Source organism: Ruegeria sp. O11 (genome assembly GCF_056535285.1).
On record NZ_JBQERS010000003.1, the window covers coordinates 42486 to 65703 of the forward strand.

Consider the following 23218-nt stretch of genomic DNA (forward strand, 5'->3'; position numbering starts at 1 on the left):
GACCAGAGGAATGACGGAATAGATTTTCAAAACACTTTTCCCGACATGACGACATCATTGTCAAAGCCCGCGCCGCACGCTGGGACCATCTGTCAGGACAACAACGGCTTGTCGTTTTTCACGTGACGCTGGATCAGAGATTGCATCTTCCGACCCTGTTGCGGCACGAGGCGTGCCACCTGAGGCTCGTAGTCTTTGGCGACAATTTCGGGAAACAACTCGGTGATTTCCGCCAGGGCGTCTTTCCCAACGCTTTTTAGTGCTTCGGGCCCGGTTAACAGGCTTTCCGATGGTGCGCCTTCTGCGAAGACCACCTCGTGCCTGTCAAAAAGGAAGTGAACATATGTTACGCTTTGCGCCTCCTGATCCACCGAAACCCCCGGCAGCCCCAAAAGTTTGATCGCTGGAACCAGGATCTCGTGACTGGAAAACATGCGTCCAGCAATGGCTGAGCGCAGCAGCATCCGATGTTGCGGAGAAACGCGTAATGTGCGTTCGGGCAGACCTTCGCCCAACGCACCCTTGGCAATTCTGACGGGGCGCAACTTGGGTTTAATATTCAGGTCAATACTGTCCAGAGTGCGCCTTCCGATCCAACGGATGGCCTGAGGTCCATTATCGAGTGTCAGAACAAAATCACCTGTTTCGAGGGTTTCAACCGGTCTCGGGCCAGACGGGGTATCGATCTTAGTCCCCAAAGTGAAACATGGTACAACGGTATCTACATCAATGCTGGGTCCATTATCGACGATCGCCGTGATCGTCAGCGTCGTATTTAACGGCGGAATAGACCCTCCGATAAATGCCATGAAATATCCGTCTTCGCTGTCAACTCCGATCGAGTCACCATCGCCGTTGATATCATAGTCAAACAGGCCGATCTGGTAGGTGTTGGTGCCATCTGTCACCGTGACCGTAAAATCCCAGAATATGATCTCACCGTTGTAAGTCTGCGTCGGATCGTTCGAGACTTCGTTGGAAATGCTGTCACCGCTGTAAATCGTACCGTCGGCACCATCTTCGACGGTGATTTGATCATATGCAAAAATCTGGAAAGTTGATCCCACGACGGTTGTTGAAGCGCCTGCGTCGGACAACGTGGTGTTGCTGCGAAACGCACCATAGATATTCGTTGGCATCGGGCGTAACTCCACAACATTTCAAAACACACGCACATATCCAGTATATGTGCCATTTTTTGCTAGAGCCTGGTTTACGATGGGTCAAGCTGAGCTCACGGGATATTTCACCCCTGTGGCGCGTGCGCACTGCTCCAATACTGGACCATGAGGCTTGTAGAACAAGATCAATCCGCCTCACTTCAACGCGCGTGGTCCGGTGGCCCTTGCCATCCGGCGGATAACAGGCCAATGGCCATACATGAATTACGATACAATCATCCTTGGTGCCGGGGCGGCTGGCATGATGTGCGCGACCCATTGCGGTGGACGCGCGCTGGTGATCGATCACGCAAAAGCGCCCGGCGAAAAGATCCGTATATCCGGCGGCGGGCGGTGCAATTTCACCAATTTGCATGCGGGGCCAGGAAATTTCCTGTCGCAGAACCCCCATTTTAGCAAATCGGCTTTGGCGCGGTACACACAATGGGATTTCATCGATCTGGTAGAACGTCACCACATTGCCTGGCATGAGAAGACTCTGGGGCAGTTGTTTTGTGACGGTTCGTCAAAACAGATTATCCAAATGTTGCTGGACGAAATGGCACGTGTCGGGGCCGAGCTGTGGGTACAGACTACCCTCCACTCGCTGCGCAAGACCGAGAGCGGGTTTTCGCTGGAGGTCGAGCGAGAAGGCAATCGCCTTTCCCTGACATGCCGCAATCTGGTTTTGGCCACGGGCGGCAAGTCGATCCCCAAGATGGGTGCAACAGGGTTGGCCTACGACATTGCGCGCCAATTCGGGCTAAAGGTGACCGAAACCCGGGCAGCGCTGGTGCCATTCACCTTTTCAGATGGACGGTTCAAAGACCTATCCGGTGTCTCGCTGCCCGTGCGGCTGTCAAATCAACGCACCAGTTTCGATGAGGCCCTGCTGTTCACCCATCGCGGGCTGAGCGGCCCTTCTGTACTGCAACTATCTTCGTATTGGCGCGAGGGCGAGGTCATTCGGGTGAATCTGATCCCGGATCTAGGGCTGTTCGAGCTGTTGCGGGATCAGCGGCAGGCGGGTGGACGCAAGGCGCTGACCACAGAGCTCGCACGCCATTTACCTTCGCGTCTGGTGGACTACCTCAAGCACCATTTCCAGATGCAAGGCAATCTGGCGGATCAATCCGATGCTGCGCTGACCGATCTAGTCGCGGCTCTGTCGGACTGGCACCTCACCCCTGCTGGCACTGAAGGTTATCGCACGGCCGAGGTAACGCTGGGTGGAATCGATACTCAAGGGTTGTCGTCCAAAACGATGGAGGCCAGGGAAGTCCCCGGCCTCTATGTTATTGGTGAAGCGGTGGATGTCACCGGTTGGCTGGGTGGTTATAACTTCCAATGGGCGTGGTCTTCGGGCCACGCTGCAGGAAGTACCATCGCAGGCCGTTAACCAACGACGTTGTAGCCTCGACCGCGCATGCAATTGCGCACCAGCACTTCCTTGTTCTGGTTCTTATTGATCACGTCCGCGCCTGCCCCAACCAGAGCGCCGGCAACGGCTGCGCGACCCAGATTGTCGCTGCTGTCCTGAACGATGCCCGTTACGGCAGCTGCGCCTACCGCGCCGATGGCCGCATTGCCAGCAGTGGACCCATCAACGCTGGCCTGTGAGGCCGCCAGTTGCTGGCATTGCTGCAGATCGACATTGTAGTTCGGGCCTACAGGACCATCGATCACGGGCTGATAGTTGGCACCGGTATTGGTGCATGCCCCCGCCAAAAGCAGAGCGGGAACGATCAATAGAAACTTACGGTTTGGCATTTTCATAACCTCGTGTTGAATTTCCTGAAGGCAAAAACCAATGCAGATTGCGCGTCAAGCAGATAGGCGCTCAGCTTCGCCGAACCGGCAAACAATTGCAAACGCCTTGCTTTCAGAGGCGTTTTTTCACCTCGGCGGTGAAGTCATCACCGCGCTGTTCGAAATTGTCATATTGGTCGAAACTGGCCGCTGCAGGGGCCAACAAGACCACCTCGCCCGGCTGCGCGTCTGCCATGGCCTGTTCAACAGCGGCAGCCATAGTGGTGCAAACCTGAGCATCCGCAGTTAGCTGCATGGCAAAACCCGCAGCCTCGCGTCCAATGACATAGGCCTTGATCACGTGACCTTCGGCCCCGTTCAGCGCCTCAAGCCCACCCTCTTTCTCAAGCCCGCCACAGATCCAGCGAACCTTTTTGAAGGCGCTCAGCGCTTTCAAGGCGCTGTCCACATTGGTGGCCTTAGAGTCGTTCACGAAGGTCACCCCATCCACTTCGGCAATAATTTGACTGCGATGCGGCAGACCAGGAAAACTATGCAGCGCGTCTTCGATCACGCGGGGGGCCAAGCCCAGAGAACGGCAGGCAGCATAGGCAGCACAAGCGTTCTGGTGGTTATGCGCGCCTGGCAAGCCCTTGATGTCGCGCAGATCAATTGATCCCGTCTGACGTCCCTTGCGGTATTCAGACAAGTATCCCTTGCGTGCAAAAACCTGCCAGCCCGGTCCAGTCAGTTTACGCGCAACCGAAATGCGGATCACCCGATCATCAGACGGCCCCTCAGCCAGCTGACCAGCCAAAAACGCGCCTTCAGCCTCATCGATCCCGATCACGGCGCGATCCGGCCCGCCTTCGGCAAAGAGGCGGCGTTTGGCTGCGAAATAGCCACCCTTACCTCCATGCCGGTCAAGATGATCAGGTGAGAGATTGGTGAAAACCGCCACATCTGGCGTCAGGGCGCGGGCCAGTTCAGTTTGATAACTGGACAGCTCTAACACCACCACCGAGCCATCACCGCCCGGATCGATATCCAGAACACCGCGCCCAATATTGCCCGCCAACTGCGAGTCGCGCCCGGCCTCGGTCAGGATATGGTGGATCAGGGCTGCAGTCGTTGATTTGCCGTTCGATCCCGTCACTGCGATGACACGCGGCGGGGTGTCATAGTTGTGCCATTCAGGCCCGGCGAAGGAGCGAAAGAACAAGCCAATATCATTGTCTACCGGGACGCCAGCATCCGTTGCAGCAGCCACGACCGGATTGGGCATGGGATAAAGATGCGGAATACCAGGTGAAACAATCAGGGTAGCAATATTTTCGAACGCTCCATGTCGGCGCAGATCAGAGCAGACCAGCCCCTCTCCTTCAGCCGCCTCACGCGCGGCCGGGTTGTCATCCCAGCACACCGGTTCGGCACCGCCCGCCTGCAATGCACGAGCCGTGGCCAAACCAGACCGCCCTAGCCCCAGAACCGCAACTTTTTTCCCTGAAAACCCTTTGACCGGGATCATCTGCTGTCCACCTTCATCGCATAGAAATTTGCGCCACACTGCACCGAAGGATTTCCCAAAGGCAAGGGGGCGCTCAGGCTCGCGCGGCAGCGCGAGCCGGGCCCAACGGGTGGCAGGCGGGCCACAGGCCCTCCGAACCCGGCGGGAGTCCTACCGCACTTTCAAAGTCGCCAGACCAATCATCGCCAGGATCAGCGAGATGATCCAGAAGCGGATCACAATCGTTGGCTCAGCCCAGCCCTTTTTCTCATAGTGATGATGGATTGGGGCCATCAGGAATACACGTTTACCAGTGCGCTTGTAGTAAAGCACTTGAATGATCACGCTCAGCGCTTCGACCACGAATAGGCCACCCACAATGGCCAACACCAGTTCGTGCTTGGTTGCAACAGCGATTGCGCCAAGTGCACCGCCCAGAGCCAACGATCCTGTATCCCCCATGAACACTGCTGCCGGAGGGGCGTTGTACCATAAGAAGCCAAGCCCCGCTCCAAAAAGCGCTGAGGTGAATATGAAGATTTCACCGGTGCCGGGCACATAATGCACGTCAAGGTATTCGGTGAAGTCGACCCGCCCCACCGCATAGGCAATCACGCCCAGCGTCGAGGCGGCGATCATCGCGGGCATGATGGCCAACCCGTCCAAACCATCGGTCAGATTTACCGCATTGGCAGCCCCAACGATCACAATGACCGCGAATGGGATATAAAATAGGCCCAGATTGATCAGCGTATCCTTGAACACCGGCATAGCCAGTTGATTTTGCAAATCGGCAGGATGGTGCAATCCTGCCCAAAAAGACGCCAGAACCGCAATCAGAACTCCCAAAGCCAAACGCATCTTGCTCGAAACGCCTTTGGTATTCTGTTTTGATACTTTGGCGTAGTCGTCAGCGAATCCAATGGCCGCATAAGACAGTGTTACGAAAAGTACCATCCACACATAGGGATTGTCCCAACGCGCCCAGACCAGCGTTGAAGTTACCAGTGCGCCAACAATCAAAAGGCCACCCATAGTAGGGGTTCCGGCTTTGGACAGATGCGCTTCGGGGCCATCATCCCGGATCGGCTGGCCCTTGCCCTGCTTGCGACGCAGTACGTTAATCAGAGGTTTTCCGAAGATAAATCCAAAGATCAATGCCGTCAGAAAGGCTCCACCTGCCCGGAACGTAATGTAGCGGAAGAGGTTCCAGAAATCCCCTCCGTCCGACAGGGCGGTCAACCAATAGAGCATACCAAAACCTTTCTCACACGGGCATCACGGGCGCTTACGGCTCAAGCGCGCCCCCTTGCCCCATTTTCCGCAGACCGTCAACAATCTGCGCCAATGCCATGCTGAGCGAACCCTTTGCCAGCACTGCGTCGCCGTTACGGATCAACTCGGGCAGTTGCCCGACCATCTCGGCGCTGGTCTCAGTCCAAAGCCCACGCTTGCCCTCCGGCAAGGCCTGATGCAGCGCCTGCATAAGTGGACCGATGCAGTGAACCTGATCGACCTGAGCCATCGCGGCCACATCGGCCATGGCCGCGTGCATCGCGTGTTCCTGCGCACCCAGCTCTTTCATGTCGCCCAGAAAGGCGATCTTGCGATTACCTTGCGATGCGGCCAGCACGTCCAATGCGGCCTCCATCGAGGTTGGATTGGCGTTGTAGCTGTCATCCAGCAGCTCGATCTGATCGCCGCCAGGCAGCGCGATAACCTCACGCACCCCGCGCCCTTTGACCGGGGACCAGCGGCGCAGGCCAGCAACGGCCTGATCCAGATCGACGCCCAGCTCGACACAGGCCGCCAGAGCGCCCAGCGCGTTCATGGCAAAATGCGTGCCTGCCGATTGGACGTCGAACGAGATAGTGTTTTCGCCAACATTACCCTGCGCCTGAAGACTGTTGGCGCCCTGCTCCACCTCGGTCAGAGCGTAATCATGGGCCGTTCGACCAAAATCGACAATCTTCGCGCCCTGCGCCTGCGCACAGCTGCGCAGGATGTCGGCGTGTTCGATATCGGCGTTCACGATGGCGGCCCCGCCCTTGGTCAACCCGTCGAAAATCGCGGCCTTCTCATGGGCGATCCCCGCGACCGAGTCGAACGCTTCGAGATGCACCGCAGCCACCGTCGTCACCAACCCCACATGCGGCTGCGCCTGACGCGCCAGAGGTGCGATTTCGCCCGGGTGGTTCATGCCGATCTCGATCACGGCAAACTCGGTATCGCGCGGCATCCGCGCCAGTGTCAGCGGGACACCCCAATGGTTGTTGTAGCTGGCGACGCTTGCATGGGTTTTCCCTTGCGTTTCCAATATGCTGGCCAGCATTTCCTTGGTCGAGGTTTTGCCCACACTGCCGGTCACACCCACCACGCGCGCCGCCGTCCGGGCACGGGCCGCCTGCCCCAACGCTTCCAGACCGGTTTGCACGTCATCAACGATCAAGAGCGGCGCATCTTCGGATACGTCTTCAGGAATGCGGGATACCAGCGCGGCACCTGCCCCTTTATCCAGCGCTTGCGCGACGAAATCATGGCCGTCGCGGGCAGCTTTGAGCGCGACGAACAGGTCTCCGGGTTGCAAGGTGCGGGTGTCGATCGAGACACCGTTCACCTGCCAATCGGTGGTGGCGTGTCCATCGGTGGCCTCGGCGGCCTCGGCTGCGGTCCAGAGCGTCATGCGACCCTCCCGTCCAACGCGGCGACCGAGATACTGGCCTGTTCCACGTCATCAAAGGGCAGAACCTGATCGCCAACGATCTGGCCGGTTTCGTGGCCTTTGCCCGCGATCAACAGGGCGTCACCCGGTTGCAGCGCGTCGATGCCACGCAGGATCGCTTCGGCCCGATCGCCGACTTCAGTCGCTTCAGGCGCACCCAACATGACAGCGGCACGGATGATCGCCGGGTCTTCGCTGCGGGGGTTATCGTCGGTAACGAAGACCAGATCTGCATTCTCTGTGGCCGCCTGCCCCATGAGAGGGCGTTTAGTGGCATCCCGATCCCCACCTGCGCCAACAATGGCGATCAGACGACCCATCACATGAGGGCGCATCGCTTTCAGCGCTGTAGCAACCGCATCCGGCGTATGCGCGTAATCGACAAACACCGCCGCGCCGTTGTTGCGGGTGGCGGCCAGTTGCATTCGGCCCCGGACCGTTGTCAGATGCGGCAGGGTTTCGAAAACGCGGTCGGGGTCCTCTCCTGCCGCGATAACCAGACCGCAGGCCAGCAGGACGTTTTCAGCCTGAAATCCGCCGATCAGGTTCAGACGGGTTTGATATGTTTTGCCTTTCCACGAAAAACGCAAGTCTTGCCCGGTTGCGTCAAAGCGTTGGTTCAACAGGCAAAGATCAGAGCCCTCAGGTCCAACGGTGATAATATTTTGCCCCCGCGCCTCAGCGATCTTGCGCATCTCGACGCCCTTCGGATCGCCAAGGTTTATCACCGCGACCCCGTCCTCGGGCAGCACACGGTCAAACAGACCGGCCTTAGCGGCGAAATAGGCCTCGAACGTATCGTGATAGTCCAGATGGTCCTGTGTGAAATTCGAGAAACCGGCTGCTGCCAAATGCACTCCATCCAGCCGACGTTGTTCAAGGCCGTGAGATGAGGCCTCCATCGCCGCATGGGTCACACCATTCTCGGCGGCCTCGGCCAGACAGCGGTGCAGCGTGATCGGCTCGGGCGTGGTATGCGCTAAAGGCGCGGTCCATGCACCTTCAACCCCGGTGGTGCCCAGGTTGACGGCGGCGAGGTCCAGCTCGGACCAGATTTGACGGACGAAGCTGGCCACGGATGTTTTACCGTTAGTGCCAGTGACCGCCACGATGGTTTGCGGCTGAACGCCGAACCAAAGTGCCGCGGCCCCGGCCAAGGCCTGACGGGGGTCTTGGGTCACGATCAGCGCAGCGTCGGATGCGGCCAGTTCTTTGGCAGCGAGCTCGGCCCCTTCTGCGTCTGTGAGAATGGCAGTTGCCCCCATACGCAGGGCGTACTGGATAAACTCTCCGCCATGAACGCGAGTGCCGGGAAGGGCAGCAAACAGGAAGCCATCTTTCACCTCACGGCTGTCGACGGCCAGTCCGGTGATGTCGGGATTAACCCCGCCCCGTGCGGTCAGGGCCAGTTGGCTAAGTTTCTTTGACCGATTGCCCATGACCCACCTCTTGTCCGACGGCCTAATTTGAGGTCAGCGTTATAGCAGCGCGCGCCTCAGGCTCAAGCCGGGGTCTGAGCCCCAAGAGCGGTGCCACGCGCCCGATCAATTCAGCGGCAACCGGAACAGCTGTCCAGCCTGCGGTGCGGCGCTTTTCGCCATAGGCGACAATCGAGGGCTCATCCAGCGTGACGATCAGCACATATTTCGGATCATAAGCCGGGAAGATAGTGGCGAAAGTGGCGATAACCTTGTCGTCATAATACCCGCCGCGTGGCTTGGGCTTGTCGGCAGTGCCGGTCTTGCCAGCTACGTCATAGCCTTTGACATCCCCAAAGCTGGCGGTGCCATCCGTGACCACCTTGCGCAGCATGTTCTGCGCTTGTTTGGCCGTGTTTTCGGACATCACGCGTGGGCCGTGTTGCGGACCATTGCGGCGCAGGATGGTCGGGCTGACATAGTGCCCGCCATTGGCAATCGCCGCGTATCCTGCGGCCAGATGCATCGGGCTGGTCGACAAGCCGTGGCCATAGGAGATGGTCACAGTGCTCAACTCGCCCCATTTCTTGGGCTTGAGAGGCTGACCGCCTTTGGCTTCGACGATTTCAAATGGGGTTGGGTCGAACATTCCCAATGCGTTCAGGAAGTCCTGCTGCCGCTTGGCCCCAATTTGCAAGGCCAAGCGACCGGTGCCCCGGTTTGAGCTATGGACGATCACATCGGCCACGCTGATCTCGCCATAGTTCTTGCCGTTGAATTCGCCGATCGGGAAACGCCCGATTTTCATCGGGCCGGATGTGTCGATGATCGTGTTGGAATTGACCAGCCCCAACTGAACGGCCTGTGCGGCGGTGAAGATTTTGAAGACTGAGCCCAACTCATACACACCCTGCACATAGCGGTTAAACAACGGACTGTCCGAGGGGTCAAAGCCCGACGTCGGCGGGCGTGGACGATCATTGGGGTCGAATGACGGCAGTGAAGCGGCCGAGACAACCTCACCCGTATGGGCATTCATCAGTACCGCCGATGCCCCCTTGGCATTCATGATCTTCATGCCACCATAGAGCACTTGTTCAACGGCTGCCTGAACGGTCAGGTCCAGCGACAGTTGCAGGGGTTTGTTGCCATTGGCCGGATCGCGCAGATAATCGTCGAATTGTTTTTCGACGCCCGCAACGCCGATCACTTCAGCTGCGCTGACACCTTCACGACCAAATCCCGAGCCACCCAGAATGTGCGCCGCCAGTCGGCCATTGGGATATAGCCGCATTTCACGTGGTCCGAACAGGATACCTGGATCACCAATGTCATGCACGGCCTGCTTCTGCTCGGGCGAGATGCGTTTCTTGATCCATAGGAACTTACGCTTGCCGGTGAAATCCTTGACCAGCCGCTCTTTTTCGAGATCGGGAAAAATCGCCACCAATTGATCCGCGGCGGCAATCGGGTCAATCATCAGCGGCGGCTGGGCGTAGACGGAATAGGTGTCGAGATTGGTCGCGAGAATGCGTCCCTCGCGATCAACTATGTTCGCTCGTTGCATCGCGATGGTAGCACCCGGCGCACTGGCCAGTGGTTCCTGTGCTTCAGACGTGGCCAAAACGCCCATGCGGAAACCCACCACCGAGAAAGCGCAGAAGAAGAACAGACCCAATACCAGCAGGCGACCTTCGGCGCGCGCACGGGCGCGGTCTTTCATGTCTTCGTGACGTTTGCGGATATTCTCCCGCTCGATCGTCTTCGGGTTCTCGCCCTTGGCGCGGGCATCGAGAATGCGGGCCAGAGGGCGGAGCGGTGTTCGGGTCATGGGAACTGCACCTCACCAAGTGCCTGCGTCTCGGCAATCGCCTGCAGTTCAAGCGGGTCGACTATGGGCAGGTCCGGATCTTCACCATAAGAAATCTGGTCCGCGCGGCCAAACTGTTCAGCGCGCAGAGGCAGCAGCCCGAGACGTTCGAAATTCAAGTCTGCTAGTTCACGCAGACGATCCGGCCGGTTCAGATAGGCCCATTCAGCGTTCAGCACCGCCAGTCGCGCCTGCGCCATACCGATTTGGCCCTGCAATGACTGAGTTTCCTTCACCACCTGTTGGGTGCGGTAGTTTTCCTGATAGGCCCAGAGCGCCAGCCCAAAGACAGAAAGGGCCGTCAACATATACAAAATACTCTTCATCTTGCCCTTCCCCCCAGTTCCGGCATCCCGATGGCCCGTGCCTCAATTTCACCCGCCGGAGCATCTGTACGAATGGCGACACGCAACTTAGCCGAGCGTGCGCGTGGATTTTCCCGCAGCTCCTGCTCATCCGGCCCCACAGCTTTCCGGGTTTTGAGGGTGAATTGCGGCTGTTCCTGCGCCATCTCGGGTGCATAGCGGTTCGCGCGGCCTGTCTTGCCCGCGCGCGATTGGAAGAACCGCTTGACCATCCGGTCCTCAATAGAATGGAAAGTGACCACAGCCAGTTGCCCGCCCGGCTTCAAAGCGCGTTCTGCTGCCATAAGACCTTGAAACAGCTCTTCATATTCCGCATTCACAGCAATCCGCAGTCCTTGAAAGCTGCGCGTCGCCGGGTGCGACTGACCGGGTTTCGGGCGCGGCAGGCAGGATTCGATAATCTCGACCAACCGCAAAGTCGTTGTGATCGGTTCATCGGTCCGTGCCTTCACGATGGCTTTGGCAATGCGACGGCTGGCGCGTTCTTCACCGAAATGAAACAGGATGTCGGCCAGTTGCGCCTCGGATGCCGTATTCACCAGATCAGCGGCACTCTCACCCTCTTGGCTCATGCGCATGTCGAGCGGGCCGTCTTTCATGAAGGAGAAGCCACGTTCTGCCTGATCCAATTGCATTGAAGAAACACCAAGGTCCAACACGACGCCGTCCAGATTTTGCGCATATTCATCCATGCGCGAAAACACACCCTGCTGCATCACCAACCGATCACCGTATTTACTGGCCCAATCCGCGGCCATTTCAAAGGCCAGTGGATCGCGATCCACACCAATGACCTTCTCGGCCCCGACTTCGAGCAGACCGCGCGTGTATCCACCTGCACCAAAGGTTCCGTCCAGCCAAATGCCGGACACAGGCGCCACTGCAGCCAGCAACGGGCGTAGTAAAACAGGGATGTGAGGTTTGTCCGATGAGCTTTGAGCGCCGGCCATGCCGTCACCCGTCCCCAATGCCGTCGAGATACTGCATCGGATCGAAATCCTCTGGCAGATCGTCCAGCCATTCCTCGGTCGTGGCCAGTTCCTCGGCCTCGTATGTCTCGGGCTTCCAGATCTGAAAGGTATCACCAGCGGCGATAAAGAATGCCTCGTTCTCAAGATCGATCTTGTTACGCAACTTGGCGGGCAGAACCAGACGGCCAGTTTCGTCCACATTGGTCGGAAAGGACTGACCGTGGAACATCCGCTGCAGCATCCGACGCTGCATCGAGCCACGCGGCAGCGCGTCGATCTTGGCATCTACCTCGTCGATCGCTTCCATCGTATAGCATTCAAGGTATTTGCGGCGGTGGTCGCCATAAACGATCACAAGCTCAGGATTGTCACCGGGCTGCCAGTTGGGATCGGACGCTTCAAGCACACGGCGAAACGAGGCCGGGATCGAGACCCTGCCTTTCGCATCCACCTTATGGTGGCTTTCACCTCTAAACCTGCGCGCCAAGACGACTGTCCCTTTCGCTTGCGCCCCACCTCAAAATTCACGTTCCCCCCGGATGAAAAACGGCGGGTTGATCTGCTGCCACTGATCAACCCGCCGCATTGACCCGCTTTGCGGGATGTCCAGCTGCGCGCGCCACCTGGGGGGATGTCTGCTCGCCCGCGCGCCGGATCTGTTGATTGATGAAAGCGAGATGCCTGTATGAAACCTGTTTTTGTATTTTTGGTTCGGGGTCGTTTGGTGCCCCTTAACTGTCCTCGCCCTCATCGGGTAAACAAGGGATGCCATGGGAAATCATGGAAATCAACAGGAATTTTGCAAGAAGAGAACTGATTCTGGCTTCAGAGTAAGGTTAAAGCAATCGAAATCAGGGTTAAATGCACCATAAATTGTGATTTTTGTATCCGTCAATACCACATATGCGCAACCCAGCGTTGAAAAATTTTTTCCCACGAATTCCCATTAAACTTCCTAATTGGCGATAAATCCGGTGCAAGCCCCCATGAAATCCAACCAAACAGGACGAATCGCGATCGCTTAGGAGGCCATTCCCATAGTCGACCCATGCTTTCCCATGGCACCGTCACACCACGAGCCGGATCAGAGGCGAACAGCTCTACCCCCTCTTGATCTGACACGACATGCCCAAACAAATGCCAATCCCGCTTAAGGGATAAGCACCTTTAATCACGGCACCTGAACTGGTAAAAAGCCAACCGCATGCGAAAACCTATATTTTAAAGGCAATTATTGGGGTAGCCCGGTTTATCCCGACAATCCATGCGTTTGCTGCATAGCAGCATTGACGGCGCGAGCTATTGTGCAATCGCAGCATTTGCCTATCTTCAGTCTCAAGCAAGCGCCGGACGATGCCGGCAGCAACAAGAATGAACGGATGATGAAGATGGCAGTCGCAAGCACACAAACAGGTCTGAAAGGCGCTCCAGTATTTGGAGTCGCAGCACTGATTGAAACCGTAAAGACCCGCGTTGCGCGCTACCGCCTGTACCGCCAGACGGTAAACGAACTGTCGGCACTGTCGGATCGCGAGCTGGCCGATCTGGGCCTGCACCGTTCGATGATCCGTCGACTGGCCCAGCAGGCCACCGAAGAGCAAATCGCGCAGTAAGCGCGACACAGATACTGAGATCAGGCCCATCCTCCTCCCTTTTGGGTCTGTAATCAGCGGCAACGTCTCTCCTCCTCCCTGACGTTGCCGCACCTAATACCGGCCCTGACTGCCGGAAGCCGATACATCGGGGCTCTCCTCCTCCCTGCCTCGATGTTGAAAGCGCGCGGCGACGCCTTCCTCCTCCCTGACGTCGCCGCGTCTTCCTCATACCGGGATCAAACCCGGGCTCGGATACATCGGGGCTTCCTCCTCCCTGCCTTGATGTAGAAAAGAACGGCGGTTCCCCTCCTCCCTGGGAACCGCCGTTTTTCGTTTTTTGGCGCACAAGATGTAAGCTGGGGCTGTGAACGATTTTCAGGAGTGTCCCATGGCCGCCTATTTCATCGCCCAGATTTCCATTCATGACCCGGATGGATACCAGAAATACCTTGAAGGCTTCATGCCGATCTTTGACCGGCATGGCGGGCGCCTGCTGACCATATCCTCAAAGCCCGTTGAAGTGATCGAAGGCAGTTGGGCAGAAGACGGGATCGTGCTGATGGAGTTTCCGGACATGGCTGCCGCAAACGCGTGGAAGGACGATCCGGACTATGTTGAGCTGGCCAAGATCAGGCAACAAACGGCGACAGCGAATCTGGTGCTGGTCGAAGGGCTGTAAGCGTCAGAACGGCACGTCATCCTTCGCGGTCAGAAAGCGCGAGACGACCTTTTTCGTTCCGGCCTTGTCAAAATCGACCTCAACCTTGTCGCCCTCGATGCCGATTACTGCCCCATAACCGAACTTCTGGTGAAACACCCGCTCACCCAGAGTAAAGCTGGCGACCGCTGTGGCGTCGATCACGGTATTCCGGCTTTCTTTCGGTTGAGACATTCCATACTGTCCCTGCCGCGCCTGCATCCGTTTCCATCCCGGCGAGTTATAGACATTCGCCTCGGCCGCGCGGGTTTCGATACCGGTAGTGGTCTGACCACCACCATACAGACCTGGCGGCGTCAGCACTTCCACATGATCTTCGGGTAACTCATCAATGAACCGGGACGGCATCGAGTTCTGCCATTGTCCGAACACCCGTCGGTTGGCTGCAAAGGAAATCGTACAGACCTCTTCTGCCCGGGTGATGCCGACATAGGCCAGCCTCCGTTCTTCTTCGAGGCCTTTGAGACCGGATTCGTCCATCGAACGCTGCGAGGGGAATAACCCATCCTCCCAACCCGGTAGGAACACGGCGGGAAACTCAAGCCCCTTCGCCGCGTGCAGGGTCATGATCGAGACCTTGGCCCCGTCGCTGTCCTGTTCGTTATCCATCACCAAACTGACATGCTCCAGAAACCCTTGCAGGTTCTCGAAATTGTCCAACTGATTGACCAGTTCTTTAAGGTTTTCCAACCGCCCCGGCGCCTCGGGTGTCTTTTCGTTCTGCCAATGGGCGGTATAGCCGGATTCGTCTAACACGATCTGTGCCAGTTCGATATGCGTGTGCTCGGGTTCGCCATAGCGGATCGGCGACACGCCGTCATCGATCACCGAGTCATCGTCCATCTCGATCCGGGGCCCGCGTGTCATGGCGTTCCACCGCGCCAGACCGTCGATCAATTCACGCAGTGCCTTGCCGCCCTTGCCCTTGATCAGGCCGTTATCGACCGCGATCCGCGCGCCTTCGACCAGAGACACCCCATTCTCACGCGCCACTACCTGAATCGTCTGTTGCGCCTTGTCGCCAAGGCCGCGTTTGGGGGTGTTTACAATCCGCTCGAAGGCCAGATCATCCTCGGGGCTGACCACGAGCCGGAAATAGGCCATGGCATCACGAATCTCCATCCGCTCATAGAACCGAGGGCCACCAATCACTTTGTAGGGCAGGCCAATGGTCAGGAACCGGTCCTCGAATGCGCGCATCTGGTGCGAAGCCCGCACGAGGATAGCCATCTCATCCAGGTTCATCGGCCGCACGCCCCGCGTACCGCCCTGCATCGCATCGATTTCCTCACCGATCCAGCGCGCCTCTTCTTCGCCATCCCAATGGCCAATCAGACGAACCTTTTCGCCCTCTTCTCGGTCAGTCCAAAGCTCTTTGCCCAAGCGGCTTTCATTGCCACGAATGACGTTGGACGCAGCGGCCAGAATATGCGGGGTTGAACGGTAGTTCTGCTCCAACCGCACCACGAATGCGCCGGGAAAATCCTTCTCAAAACGCAGGATGTTTCCCACCTCGGCACCGCGCCAACCATAGATCGACTGATCGTCGTCACCGACGCAGCAGATATTCTTGTGCGCACCAGCCAACAGCCGCAACCACAGGTATTGGGCGACGTTGGTATCCTGATACTCGTCCACAAGGATATAGCGGAACCAGCGTTGATATTGCTCTAGCACATCCGGATGCGTCTGGAAGATCGTGACCATGTGCAGCAGCAGGTCACCAAAATCCACCGCGTTAAGCTCGCGTAGGCGAGTCTGGTATTGAGCATAGAGTTCGATGCCTTTGTAATTATAGGCCCCCGCATCTGCAGCGGGCACCTTGTCGGGCGTCAGTGCTCGGTTTTTCCAGTCATCGATGATCCCGGCCAGCATCCGGGGAGGCCACCGCTTTTCATCAATATTGTTGACCTTCAGCAACTGCTTGAGCAGCCGAAGTTGATCGTCAGAGTCCAAGATGGTGAAGTTCGATTTCAGATCGACCAGTTCTACGTGGCGGCGCAACAGTTTGACGCAGATCGCATGGAATGTACCCATCCATTGCAGTCCGCTTTTTACGTCAACTGGGTACTGCTGTACCCGATCCTTCATTTCTTTCGCAGCTTTGTTTGTGAAGGTTACCGCTAGTATTTCGTTAGATCGCACACGCCTAGTATGCAGAAGTTCTGCAATTCTCGAGATAAGCGCTCTAGTTTTGCCAGTTCCTGCGCCAGCAAGAACGAGTACAGGGCCGTCCAAAGCCTTAACCGCCTTAAGCTGTTCATCGTTCAACCACTCGAGATGCGATGAGGAACGGGCAGGCATCGCCCGTGCCGATAGCGAGGCGCCCTCGAAGGCGTCCATTTCATCAAAACTGCTCATGGGTTCAAACTACGCTGGATGCGCGCCAAGGGAAAGGGTTTGTTCACGCCTTGTTCACAAGGATTTTGCAGCCACATCCACTAAATTCTAAACAATCATCCACCGCCGTTAACCCCCTGTCAAACCTTGGCAATGATGCTTGGTTCAATGCAGTGGGAGTGCGGAATATGAAATTGAAGGATCGGCGACCGCTTAGCCATCGCCTGAAATGGGCAGGAATCACCATTCTGCTTATAGCGCTGGCTGCGACCGCGGGATGGAGCATTCATGCCCTGCCCGCTCCGGTCGTAGACCGTATGCTCAGAACCGATATTCTTAAACAGGCCGAGCTTTGGAAGCGCCGGGTTGTGTTGCATCTAGAGGATCCAGAAACCGCCCTGCGCACAGGGCATATCGATCATCATGATGCCGAGTTTCTTTCTACAATGCCCGAGGCTTCGGATGTTTATCGCTTCAAACTGTTCGACACGTCCGGACGGGTGGTCTGGTCGACCCGCCCCGAGGAAATCGGCACCTCGGAACCGCGAAACTTCTTTCGCAGTGACGTGGCGCGGGGCATGACCCACTACATTCAGGAAACTGTTCCTTTGTCCGAAATTGACGGGCTTGATCTGCACACGGAAAACACCAGCAAAACCACCCAGCATCACGTGGCCGAGGTATTCATGCCGGTCACCAAGAACGGCCGCTTCATAGGCGCGATCGAGTTCTTTACGGATTTCACCGACCTGCGCAGTACATTCATTTACCGGTTGCGGGTTTCTCTGGCGATTCTAAGCGGGATTGCCCTGTTTGCGTTGAGTGCGGTGAGTCTGGTGACCTATCGCACCAACCGGTATCAGCTCCAGTCGCTGAAAAACAGGTCAGACAAGGAACGCGAGCTCATGGATGAACAACTGCGCCTCGCGCGCGAGGTGCGTCTGCTGGGTGAGCTGAATGAATGGCTGCAATCCAGCCGGTCATTGGATGAGCTTTTCGAGATGGTATCGCGTTTCATGACCCATATTCTGCCTGAGGCAGAGGGCAGCGTGTATGTCTACTCAAACTCGCGCGATGTGCTGGATGGCTGTGCCAGCTGGAATGGTGGCTCGCACAAAGCCCACATTCATCCCGAGGGGTGCTGGGGTCTGCGACGTGGACGGACTTATGAATTCGGTGCCTCCGAGGTCGATTTTGTCTGCGAACATGCCGAACCTCATGACGGGCGGCCCTATTTCTGCTTTCCCATTCTTGCGCATGGCGAGACAGTGGGATTGCTGCATCTGCGCGCTCATGAAGGCAGCGGAGAGGCGTTCCATGACAGCAAGAAACTGGCACAACTGTGTGCAGAGCAAATCAGCATGGCCATCGCGAATGTCAGAATGCGGGATCAGTTGCATGACCAGTCCGTCCGCGATCCGCTGACCGGATTGTTCAATCGCCGCCACATGACTGAGACATTGCGAAAAGCCATCAGTCGCAGTCAGCAAACCGGCTCTCCGCTGAGCCTGATCGCGGTGGACGTGGATCATTTCAAAAAGTTTAACGATACGCATGGACATGACGCAGGTGACATGGTGCTGCGCGCGGTTGGATCGGCCCTTGAAACTGGGTGTGATCGGGATGAAGTGGCCTGCCGGATCGGCGGCGAGGAATTCATGCTGATCCTACCGGACAATACGCCGGATGATGCGATGACCCGTGCGGAACAGATCCGGCAGGCGGTCGAAGCGATCACGGTTCGGTATGGCGAGAAATCACTGCCGCGCATCACCATCTCAGTTGGGGTTGCACATTATCCGACCCACGGTGTGATGCCGCAGGATCTGATGCGTGTTGCTGATGATGCGCTGTATGCGGCAAAGGACAAAGGTCGCAATCAGGTGCAGGTTGGAAAATCCAATCAGACCGTCACGGACATTGCCGACCGAAAAAGGCCGGTGGCTTCAGGTTCCTCGACCTCTCTTGCTAAGCCTTGAGCCCATGCCAGTCGTTGCCTGCTTGCGACCGGCATGGCGTCTAGGACTTCGCTGATCTGGAAATCTTGGCCCTGTGCGCTTCCGAATCACTCGGATTGAGACGGATTTCAGAAGTGAAATCCGCAGCCCTAAGCACTTAGGGTACAGAAAATCTGACATCATAGATACAGTATTTGATGCTGCGGCGCAGCGCGTGTAAAGAAAAGCGGTAATAGGCGGCGATTGCGAGCGTTAACATGCCGGTTCTACCCAGAACTACATATGTACGTGGCTGTATTGTCCGCCTATTCACAAGGCCACACCTAGTAAAGACCGGGACCTGCAATGACAGACTTCAAGAAAATCCTGATCGCCAACCGCGGCGAGATTGCCATTCGCGTGATGCGCGCTGCCAACGAGATGGGCAAACGGACCGTCGCGGTTTTTGCCGAGGAAGACAAGTTGGGGCTGCATCGTTTCAAGGCGGATGAGGCATATCGTATTGGTGCGGATCTGGGACCGGTCGCGGCCTATCTGTCGATCGACGAGATTATCCGAGTGGCTAAGGAATGTGGTGCGGATGCAATCCATCCCGGTTACGGCTTGCTGTCCGAGAACCCGGATTTCGTAGATGCCTGTGTTCAAAATGGCATTACCTTTATTGGTCCCAAGGCCGAAACCATGCGCGCATTGGGCGATAAGGCCAGCGCCCGGAAAGTGGCGATTGCGGCTGACGTTCCAGTCATCCCGGCAACTGAAGTATTGGGCGACGACATGGCCGCCATCAAAACTGAAGCGGCCGAGATTGGATACCCATTGATGCTGAAAGCCAGCTGGGGCGGCGGCGGGCGCGGAATGCGTCCGATCCTGTCCGAAGATGAGCTGGAAGAGAAGGTTCTGGAAGGTCGTCGCGAGGCCGAAGCGGCGTTTGGCAATGGCGAGGGTTATCTGGAGAAGATGATCACCCGCGCCCGCCATGTCGAGGTTCAGATTCTCGGCGACAAGCATGGTGAGATCTATCACCTCTATGAACGTGACTGCTCGGTCCAGCGCCGCAACCAGAAAGTCGTTGAACGCGCCCCTGCCCCTTACCTGACCGATGAACAGCGCGCCGAAATATGCGAGCTGGGCCGCCGCATCTGCGCCCATGTGAACTATGAATGCGCGGGCACGGTTGAATTCCTGATGGATATGAACACCGGTAAGTTCTACTTCATCGAGGTCAATCCGCGCGTGCAAGTCGAGCACACTGTCACCGAAGAGGTAACGGGCATCGACATCGTGCAGGCACAAATCCTGATTGCCGAGGGCAAGACGCTGGCCGAGGCTACCGGCAAAACCAGCCAGAACGAGATCCGCCTGAACGGTCACGCCCTGCAAACCCGTGTGACTACCGAAGACCCGCTGAACAACTTCATCCCCGACTATGGCCGCATCACCGCCTATCGCTCGGCCACCGGCATGGGCATCCGTCTGGACGGCGGCACCGCTTATGCGGGCGGGGTGATCACGCGGTTTTACGATTCATTGCTGACCAAGGTCACCGCCTGGGCGCCTACCCCCGAGAAAGCGATCGCCCGGATGGACCGCGCCCTGCGCGAATTCCGGGTGCGTGGCGTTTCCACCAACATCGCTTTTGTCGAGAACCTGCTGAAGCACCCGACCTTCCTGTCGAATGAATACACGACCAAGTTCATCGATGAGACACCGGATCTGTTTCAGTTCAAGAAGCGTCGCGACCGCGGCACCAAGGTTCTGAACTATATCGCGGACATCACCGTGAACGGGCATCCCGAAACCAAAGATCGCCCCGAACCACGCGCCGACCTGAAAGAGGCCAAGCCCCCCGCGCCCAAGGCCGAGCCCCAAATGGGCACGCGCAACCTGCTGGAGCGAAAAGGCCCGCAGGCAGTTGCCGACTGGATGAAGGCGCAGCGGCAACTGCTGATCACTGACACCACCATGCGTGACGGGCACCAGTCCCTGCTGGCCACCCGGATGCGCTCGATCGACATGATCAAGGTGGCGCCAAGTTATGCGGCGAATCTCCCCCAGTTGTTCAGCGTTGAATGTTGGGGTGGCGCGACGTTTGATGTGGCCTATCGCTTCCTACAGGAATGCCCGTGGCAGCGTCTGCGCGACCTGCGCGAGGCAATGCCGAACCTGATGACCCAGATGTTGCTGCGTGGTGCAAACGGGGTTGGCTATACAAACTACCCCGACAATGTGGTGCAGGAGTTCGTGCGGCAAGCCTCGCAGAATATCGATGTGTTCCGCGTTTTCGACTCGCTGAACTGGGTCGAGAACATGCGCGTCGCCATGGATGCAGTGATCGAGAACGGTAAGATCTGTGAAGGTACAGTCTGTTATACCGGCGATATCCTCGACCCGGATCGCGCCAAGTATGACCTGAAATATTATGTCGGTATGGCAAAAGAGCTGCGCGATGCGGGCGCACATGTTCTTGGCCTGAAAGACATGGCGGGCTTGTTGAAACCAGCCTCGGCACGCATTTTGATCCGCGCGCTTAAGGAAGAGGTCGGGCTGCCGATCCACTTCCACACCCACGACACTGCAGGTATCGCCAGCGCCACTATTCTGGCGGCCTCTGAGGCGGGCGTGGACGCGGTGGATTGCGCGATGGACAGCTTCTCCGGCAACACCAGCCAAGCAACATTGGGCACCGTGGTCGAAGCGCTGCGCCATACCGAGCGTGACACCGGGCTGGACATCAAGGCCATCCGCGAGATCAGCGACTATTTCGAGGCCGTCCGTGGCCAATACGCGGCCTTCGAATCCAGCCTGCAGGCCCCGGCCTCCGAGGTCTATCTGCACGAAATGCCCGGCGGTCAGTTTACCAACCTAAAGGCACAGGCGCGTTCGCTGGGTCTGGAGGAGCGTTGGCACGAGGTCGCCCAGATGTACGCCGATGTGAACCAGATGTTCGGTGATATCGTCAAGGTGACACCGTCGTCCAAAGTGGTCGGTGACATGGCACTGATGATGGTAAGTCAGAACATGACACGCGAACAAGTCGAAGACCCTGACACCGACGTCGCCTTCCCCGACTCGGTCGTGGACATGATGCGCGGCAATCTGGGTCAACCTCCGGGCGGGTTCCCTAACACGATCATCACCAAGGTACTAAAAGACGAAGCACCGAATACGGAACGCCCAGGCAAAAATGTCGAGGCCGTCGATCTGGAAGCCACCCGCGCCGATCTGTCCAAACAGCTTGAGGGCAAAGAGGTCGATGACGAGGACCTGAACGGCTATCTGATGTATCCCAAGGTGTTCCTGGATTACATGGGCCGCCACCGGACCTATGGCCCGGTCCGTACCCTGCCCACGCGCACCTTCTTCTACGGCATGGAACCCGGCGAAGAAATTACTGCCGAGATTGACCCCGGCAAAACGCTGGAAATTCGCTGTCAGGCCATCGGCGAGACTGACGAAAACGGCGAAGTACGCGTGTTCTTTGAACTCAATGGCCAGCCACGTGTGATCCGCGTGCCGAACCGGATGGTCAAAGCCACTACCGCGCAGCGGCCCAAAGCCGAATTTGGGAATCCCGACCATATTGGCGCGCCGATGCCGGGCGTTGTGGCCACCGTTGCCGTCTCGGCAGGTCAAGAAGTACACGAAGGCGATCTGCTGCTGACCATCGAAGCGATGAAGATGGAAACCGGCATCCACGCCGAGCGAGACGCAACGGTCAAGGCCGTCCACGTCCAACCTGGCGGCCAGATTGACGCCAAGGACCTGCTGGTCGAACTGGAATAAGCCAGTTATCACATTGGGGCATACAGGGCCGCGCAGTTCTCTGCGCGGCCTTTTCAATATCAGGAGCTGTCATGCTGTCCATCACCCCGATCTACGCTGCACTGATTGCATTTCTGTTCATTGCGCTCAGCGTGAACGTCATCCTGCAGCGTCGCAAAGGTAAAATCTCGGTCGGAGACCACGGCGACAAGGCCATGATCAAAGCCATGCGGACGCAGGCCAACTGTGCCGAATATGCTCCTTTCGCATTGCTGCTGATCGCCATGGTTGAGTTGCAGGGCGCTGAAGCATGGCTTGTTAATCTGCTGGGTCTGATGTTGCTGGCCGGACGGCTGTCGCACGCCTACGGCTTCGGAAAGACGCCACAAACAATCATCTTGCGACAGATCGGAATGTTACTGACATTCTCGGCGATTTTAGTCGCGGCCAGCGCGGGTCTTATTCTGGCGCTTTGAAGCACCTGATCGCTGCTATCCGATAGGATCGTGCCAACCAGGCTGAGCGCCGCTAAATCGGTGCGAGACTTCGGATTCCATGCGCTCGCTGTCAAATTTCGAAACCATGATCACTAGAATGATCATGACACCCAACGCTATGGCTTTCAAATCTGAGACATCGATCATCATAACACCTTCCCGCGCAGCTTATTTTGCTTTCCATTTGTTCTTGAACGCGTGAGGGGCAAGCATTCCGTCGAAATAATTTTCCAACGGCCCCATTTTCCTCTTGCAGCCACGTGTGGGAATTAATACATCCCTCCTCACTCAACGGCGCGGGCGTAGCTCAGGGGTAGAGCATAACCTTGCCAAGGTTAGGGTCGGGCGTTCGAATCGCCTCGCCCGCTCCATTGAGAGGTCTTCGGACCGACATAAGTATCTGATGCGGGCGTAGCTCAGGGGTAGAGCATAACCTTGCCAAGGTTAGGGTCGGGCGTTCGAATCGCCTCGCCCGCTCCAGATACCAGACCTTCAACACCTGTTTGAATGTGGTGCTTTACGGAACACGTTTCTGTTTTGACATCGTATTGGCTTCCATCCAACAGTTGCCAAATCAGGCGCGGAG

Annotated in this window: 18 protein-coding genes and 2 tRNA genes; 8 read left to right on the plus strand and 12 right to left on the minus strand. The window is 57.3% G+C overall.

The window, feature by feature from the left end:
* Positions 1-92: 92 nt before the first annotated feature.
* A complete protein-coding gene (locus ACRZ91_RS08490; protein ID WP_480904215.1) occupies positions 93-1139 on the minus strand; it encodes a Hint domain-containing protein in 1047 nt (348 codons plus the stop codon).
* Between the two features lie 241 nt (positions 1140-1380).
* Between ACRZ91_RS08490 and ACRZ91_RS08495 the strand changes: the two genes are divergently transcribed.
* The gene (locus tag ACRZ91_RS08495; protein ID WP_480904218.1) at positions 1381-2559 is read left to right on the plus strand and encodes a BaiN/RdsA family NAD(P)/FAD-dependent oxidoreductase; all 1179 of its coding nucleotides are present in this window, start codon (positions 1381-1383) and stop codon (positions 2557-2559) included.
* On the opposite strand, the gene ACRZ91_RS08500 is transcribed toward ACRZ91_RS08495, so the two are convergent.
* From ACRZ91_RS08500 to mraZ, 9 genes are all read right to left on the minus strand, one after another.
* On the minus strand, positions 2556-2930 hold the full coding sequence (locus ACRZ91_RS08500) for a glycine zipper family protein (RefSeq protein ID WP_480904221.1): 375 nt from the start codon (positions 2928-2930) through the stop codon (positions 2556-2558). The two genes, ACRZ91_RS08495 and ACRZ91_RS08500, sit on opposite strands and share 4 nt — an antisense overlap.
* 112 nt (positions 2931-3042) lie before the next feature.
* Positions 3043-4437 carry a UDP-N-acetylmuramoyl-L-alanine--D-glutamate ligase gene (gene murD, locus ACRZ91_RS08505; protein ID WP_480904224.1) on the minus strand — a complete coding sequence of 465 codons (1395 nt, stop codon included), beginning with the start codon at positions 4435-4437 and terminating at the stop codon, positions 3043-3045.
* A 150-nt stretch (positions 4438-4587) separates the two neighbouring features.
* Positions 4588-5670, minus strand: coding sequence for a phospho-N-acetylmuramoyl-pentapeptide-transferase (mraY, locus tag ACRZ91_RS08510; protein ID WP_170781876.1), 1083 nt, complete (start codon positions 5668-5670; stop codon positions 4588-4590).
* Positions 5671-5704: 34 nt separating this feature from the next.
* A complete protein-coding gene (locus ACRZ91_RS08515; protein WP_480904228.1) occupies positions 5705-7099 on the minus strand; it encodes a UDP-N-acetylmuramoyl-tripeptide--D-alanyl-D-alanine ligase in 1395 nt (464 codons plus the stop codon).
* Positions 7096-8577, minus strand: coding sequence for a UDP-N-acetylmuramoyl-L-alanyl-D-glutamate--2,6-diaminopimelate ligase (locus ACRZ91_RS08520; protein ID WP_480904231.1), 1482 nt, complete (start codon positions 8575-8577; stop codon positions 7096-7098). The genes ACRZ91_RS08515 and ACRZ91_RS08520 overlap by 4 nt, the downstream gene beginning before the upstream one ends.
* Positions 8578-8599: 22 nt before the next feature.
* Entirely contained in the window at positions 8600-10387 is a 1788-nt protein-coding gene (locus tag ACRZ91_RS08525) for a peptidoglycan D,D-transpeptidase FtsI family protein (protein ID WP_480904234.1), read from the minus strand.
* Positions 10384-10752 (minus strand): cell division protein FtsL, encoded by a 369-nt coding sequence (gene ftsL, locus ACRZ91_RS08530; protein ID WP_170476976.1) that lies wholly within the window; start codon positions 10750-10752, stop codon positions 10384-10386. Before ftsL ends, ACRZ91_RS08525 begins: the two co-directional genes overlap by 4 nt.
* Complete coding sequence (rsmH, locus tag ACRZ91_RS08535) at positions 10749-11741, minus strand: 16S rRNA (cytosine(1402)-N(4))-methyltransferase RsmH (RefSeq protein ID WP_480904237.1); 993 nt, start codon at positions 11739-11741, stop codon at positions 10749-10751. Before rsmH ends, ftsL begins: the two co-directional genes overlap by 4 nt.
* A gap of 4 nt (positions 11742-11745) precedes the next feature.
* Positions 11746-12249, minus strand: coding sequence for a division/cell wall cluster transcriptional repressor MraZ (mraZ, locus tag ACRZ91_RS08540; RefSeq protein ID WP_170543605.1), 504 nt, complete (start codon positions 12247-12249; stop codon positions 11746-11748).
* A 901-nt stretch (positions 12250-13150) separates the two neighbouring features.
* On the opposite strand from mraZ, the gene ACRZ91_RS08545 reads away from it, so the two are divergent.
* The gene (locus ACRZ91_RS08545) at positions 13151-13375 is read left to right on the plus strand and encodes a DUF1127 domain-containing protein (RefSeq protein WP_170543603.1); all 225 of its coding nucleotides are present in this window, start codon (positions 13151-13153) and stop codon (positions 13373-13375) included.
* Between the two features lie 370 nt (positions 13376-13745).
* The gene (locus tag ACRZ91_RS08550; RefSeq protein WP_010442602.1) at positions 13746-14036 is read left to right on the plus strand and encodes a DUF1330 domain-containing protein; all 291 of its coding nucleotides are present in this window, start codon (positions 13746-13748) and stop codon (positions 14034-14036) included.
* Positions 14037-14039: 3 nt separating this feature from the next.
* Here ACRZ91_RS08550 and ACRZ91_RS08555 read toward each other — a convergent pair whose 3' ends face one another.
* Positions 14040-16436 carry an ATP-dependent helicase gene (locus ACRZ91_RS08555; RefSeq protein ID WP_480904242.1) on the minus strand — a complete coding sequence of 799 codons (2397 nt, stop codon included), beginning with the start codon at positions 16434-16436 and terminating at the stop codon, positions 14040-14042.
* A 167-nt stretch (positions 16437-16603) separates the two neighbouring features.
* On the opposite strand from ACRZ91_RS08555, the gene ACRZ91_RS08560 reads away from it, so the two are divergent.
* From ACRZ91_RS08560 to ACRZ91_RS08570, 3 genes are all read left to right on the plus strand, one after another.
* Complete coding sequence (locus ACRZ91_RS08560) at positions 16604-18394, plus strand: sensor domain-containing diguanylate cyclase (RefSeq protein ID WP_480904245.1); 1791 nt, start codon at positions 16604-16606, stop codon at positions 18392-18394.
* A gap of 324 nt (positions 18395-18718) precedes the next feature.
* Positions 18719-22156 carry a pyruvate carboxylase gene (locus ACRZ91_RS08565; RefSeq protein ID WP_480904247.1) on the plus strand — a complete coding sequence of 1146 codons (3438 nt, stop codon included), beginning with the start codon at positions 18719-18721 and terminating at the stop codon, positions 22154-22156.
* A gap of 71 nt (positions 22157-22227) precedes the next feature.
* On the plus strand, positions 22228-22611 hold the full coding sequence (locus tag ACRZ91_RS08570) for an MAPEG family protein (protein WP_480904249.1): 384 nt from the start codon (positions 22228-22230) through the stop codon (positions 22609-22611).
* A gap of 15 nt (positions 22612-22626) precedes the next feature.
* On the opposite strand, the gene ACRZ91_RS08575 is transcribed toward ACRZ91_RS08570, so the two are convergent.
* Entirely contained in the window at positions 22627-22782 is a 156-nt protein-coding gene (locus tag ACRZ91_RS08575; protein WP_170543596.1) for a hypothetical protein, read from the minus strand.
* 146 nt (positions 22783-22928) lie between these two features.
* Between ACRZ91_RS08575 and ACRZ91_RS08580 the strand changes: the two genes are divergently transcribed.
* Together ACRZ91_RS08580 and ACRZ91_RS08585 are read left to right on the plus strand one after the other, a co-directional pair.
* Positions 22929-23003: transfer RNA gene (locus tag ACRZ91_RS08580), tRNA-Gly, on the plus strand.
* A gap of 34 nt (positions 23004-23037) precedes the next feature.
* Positions 23038-23112 (plus strand) — tRNA-Gly (locus ACRZ91_RS08585).
* Positions 23113-23218 lie beyond the last annotated feature (106 nt).

What these genes read in the sequence shown, in the direction of transcription:
- ACRZ91_RS08490 (WP_480904215.1), bottom strand. Translation starts at nt 1,139, where the DNA reads ATGCCAACGAATATCTATGGTGCGTTTCGCAGCAACACCACGTTGTCC.
- ACRZ91_RS08495 (WP_480904218.1), top strand. Translation starts at nt 1,381, where the DNA reads ATGAATTACGATACAATCATCCTTGGTGCCGGGGCGGCTGGCATGATG.
- ACRZ91_RS08500 (WP_480904221.1), bottom strand. Translation starts at nt 2,930, where the DNA reads ATGCCAAACCGTAAGTTTCTATTGATCGTTCCCGCTCTGCTTTTGGCG.
- murD (WP_480904224.1), bottom strand. Translation starts at nt 4,437, where the DNA reads ATGATCCCGGTCAAAGGGTTTTCAGGGAAAAAAGTTGCGGTTCTGGGG.
- mraY (WP_170781876.1), bottom strand. Translation starts at nt 5,670, where the DNA reads ATGCTCTATTGGTTGACCGCCCTGTCGGACGGAGGGGATTTCTGGAAC.
- ACRZ91_RS08515 (WP_480904228.1), bottom strand. Translation starts at nt 7,099, where the DNA reads ATGACGCTCTGGACCGCAGCCGAGGCCGCCGAGGCCACCGATGGACAC.
- ACRZ91_RS08520 (WP_480904231.1), bottom strand. Translation starts at nt 8,577, where the DNA reads ATGGGCAATCGGTCAAAGAAACTTAGCCAACTGGCCCTGACCGCACGG.
- ACRZ91_RS08525 (WP_480904234.1), bottom strand. Translation starts at nt 10,387, where the DNA reads ATGACCCGAACACCGCTCCGCCCTCTGGCCCGCATTCTCGATGCCCGC.
- ftsL (WP_170476976.1), bottom strand. Translation starts at nt 10,752, where the DNA reads ATGAAGAGTATTTTGTATATGTTGACGGCCCTTTCTGTCTTTGGGCTG.
- rsmH (WP_480904237.1), bottom strand. Translation starts at nt 11,741, where the DNA reads ATGGCCGGCGCTCAAAGCTCATCGGACAAACCTCACATCCCTGTTTTA.
- ACRZ91_RS08545 (WP_170543603.1), top strand. Translation starts at nt 13,151, where the DNA reads ATGGCAGTCGCAAGCACACAAACAGGTCTGAAAGGCGCTCCAGTATTT.
- ACRZ91_RS08550 (WP_010442602.1), top strand. Translation starts at nt 13,746, where the DNA reads ATGGCCGCCTATTTCATCGCCCAGATTTCCATTCATGACCCGGATGGA.
- ACRZ91_RS08555 (WP_480904242.1), bottom strand. Translation starts at nt 16,436, where the DNA reads ATGAGCAGTTTTGATGAAATGGACGCCTTCGAGGGCGCCTCGCTATCG.
- ACRZ91_RS08560 (WP_480904245.1), top strand. Translation starts at nt 16,604, where the DNA reads ATGAAATTGAAGGATCGGCGACCGCTTAGCCATCGCCTGAAATGGGCA.
- ACRZ91_RS08565 (WP_480904247.1), top strand. Translation starts at nt 18,719, where the DNA reads ATGACAGACTTCAAGAAAATCCTGATCGCCAACCGCGGCGAGATTGCC.
- ACRZ91_RS08570 (WP_480904249.1), top strand. Translation starts at nt 22,228, where the DNA reads ATGCTGTCCATCACCCCGATCTACGCTGCACTGATTGCATTTCTGTTC.
- ACRZ91_RS08575 (WP_170543596.1), bottom strand. Translation starts at nt 22,782, where the DNA reads ATGATGATCGATGTCTCAGATTTGAAAGCCATAGCGTTGGGTGTCATG.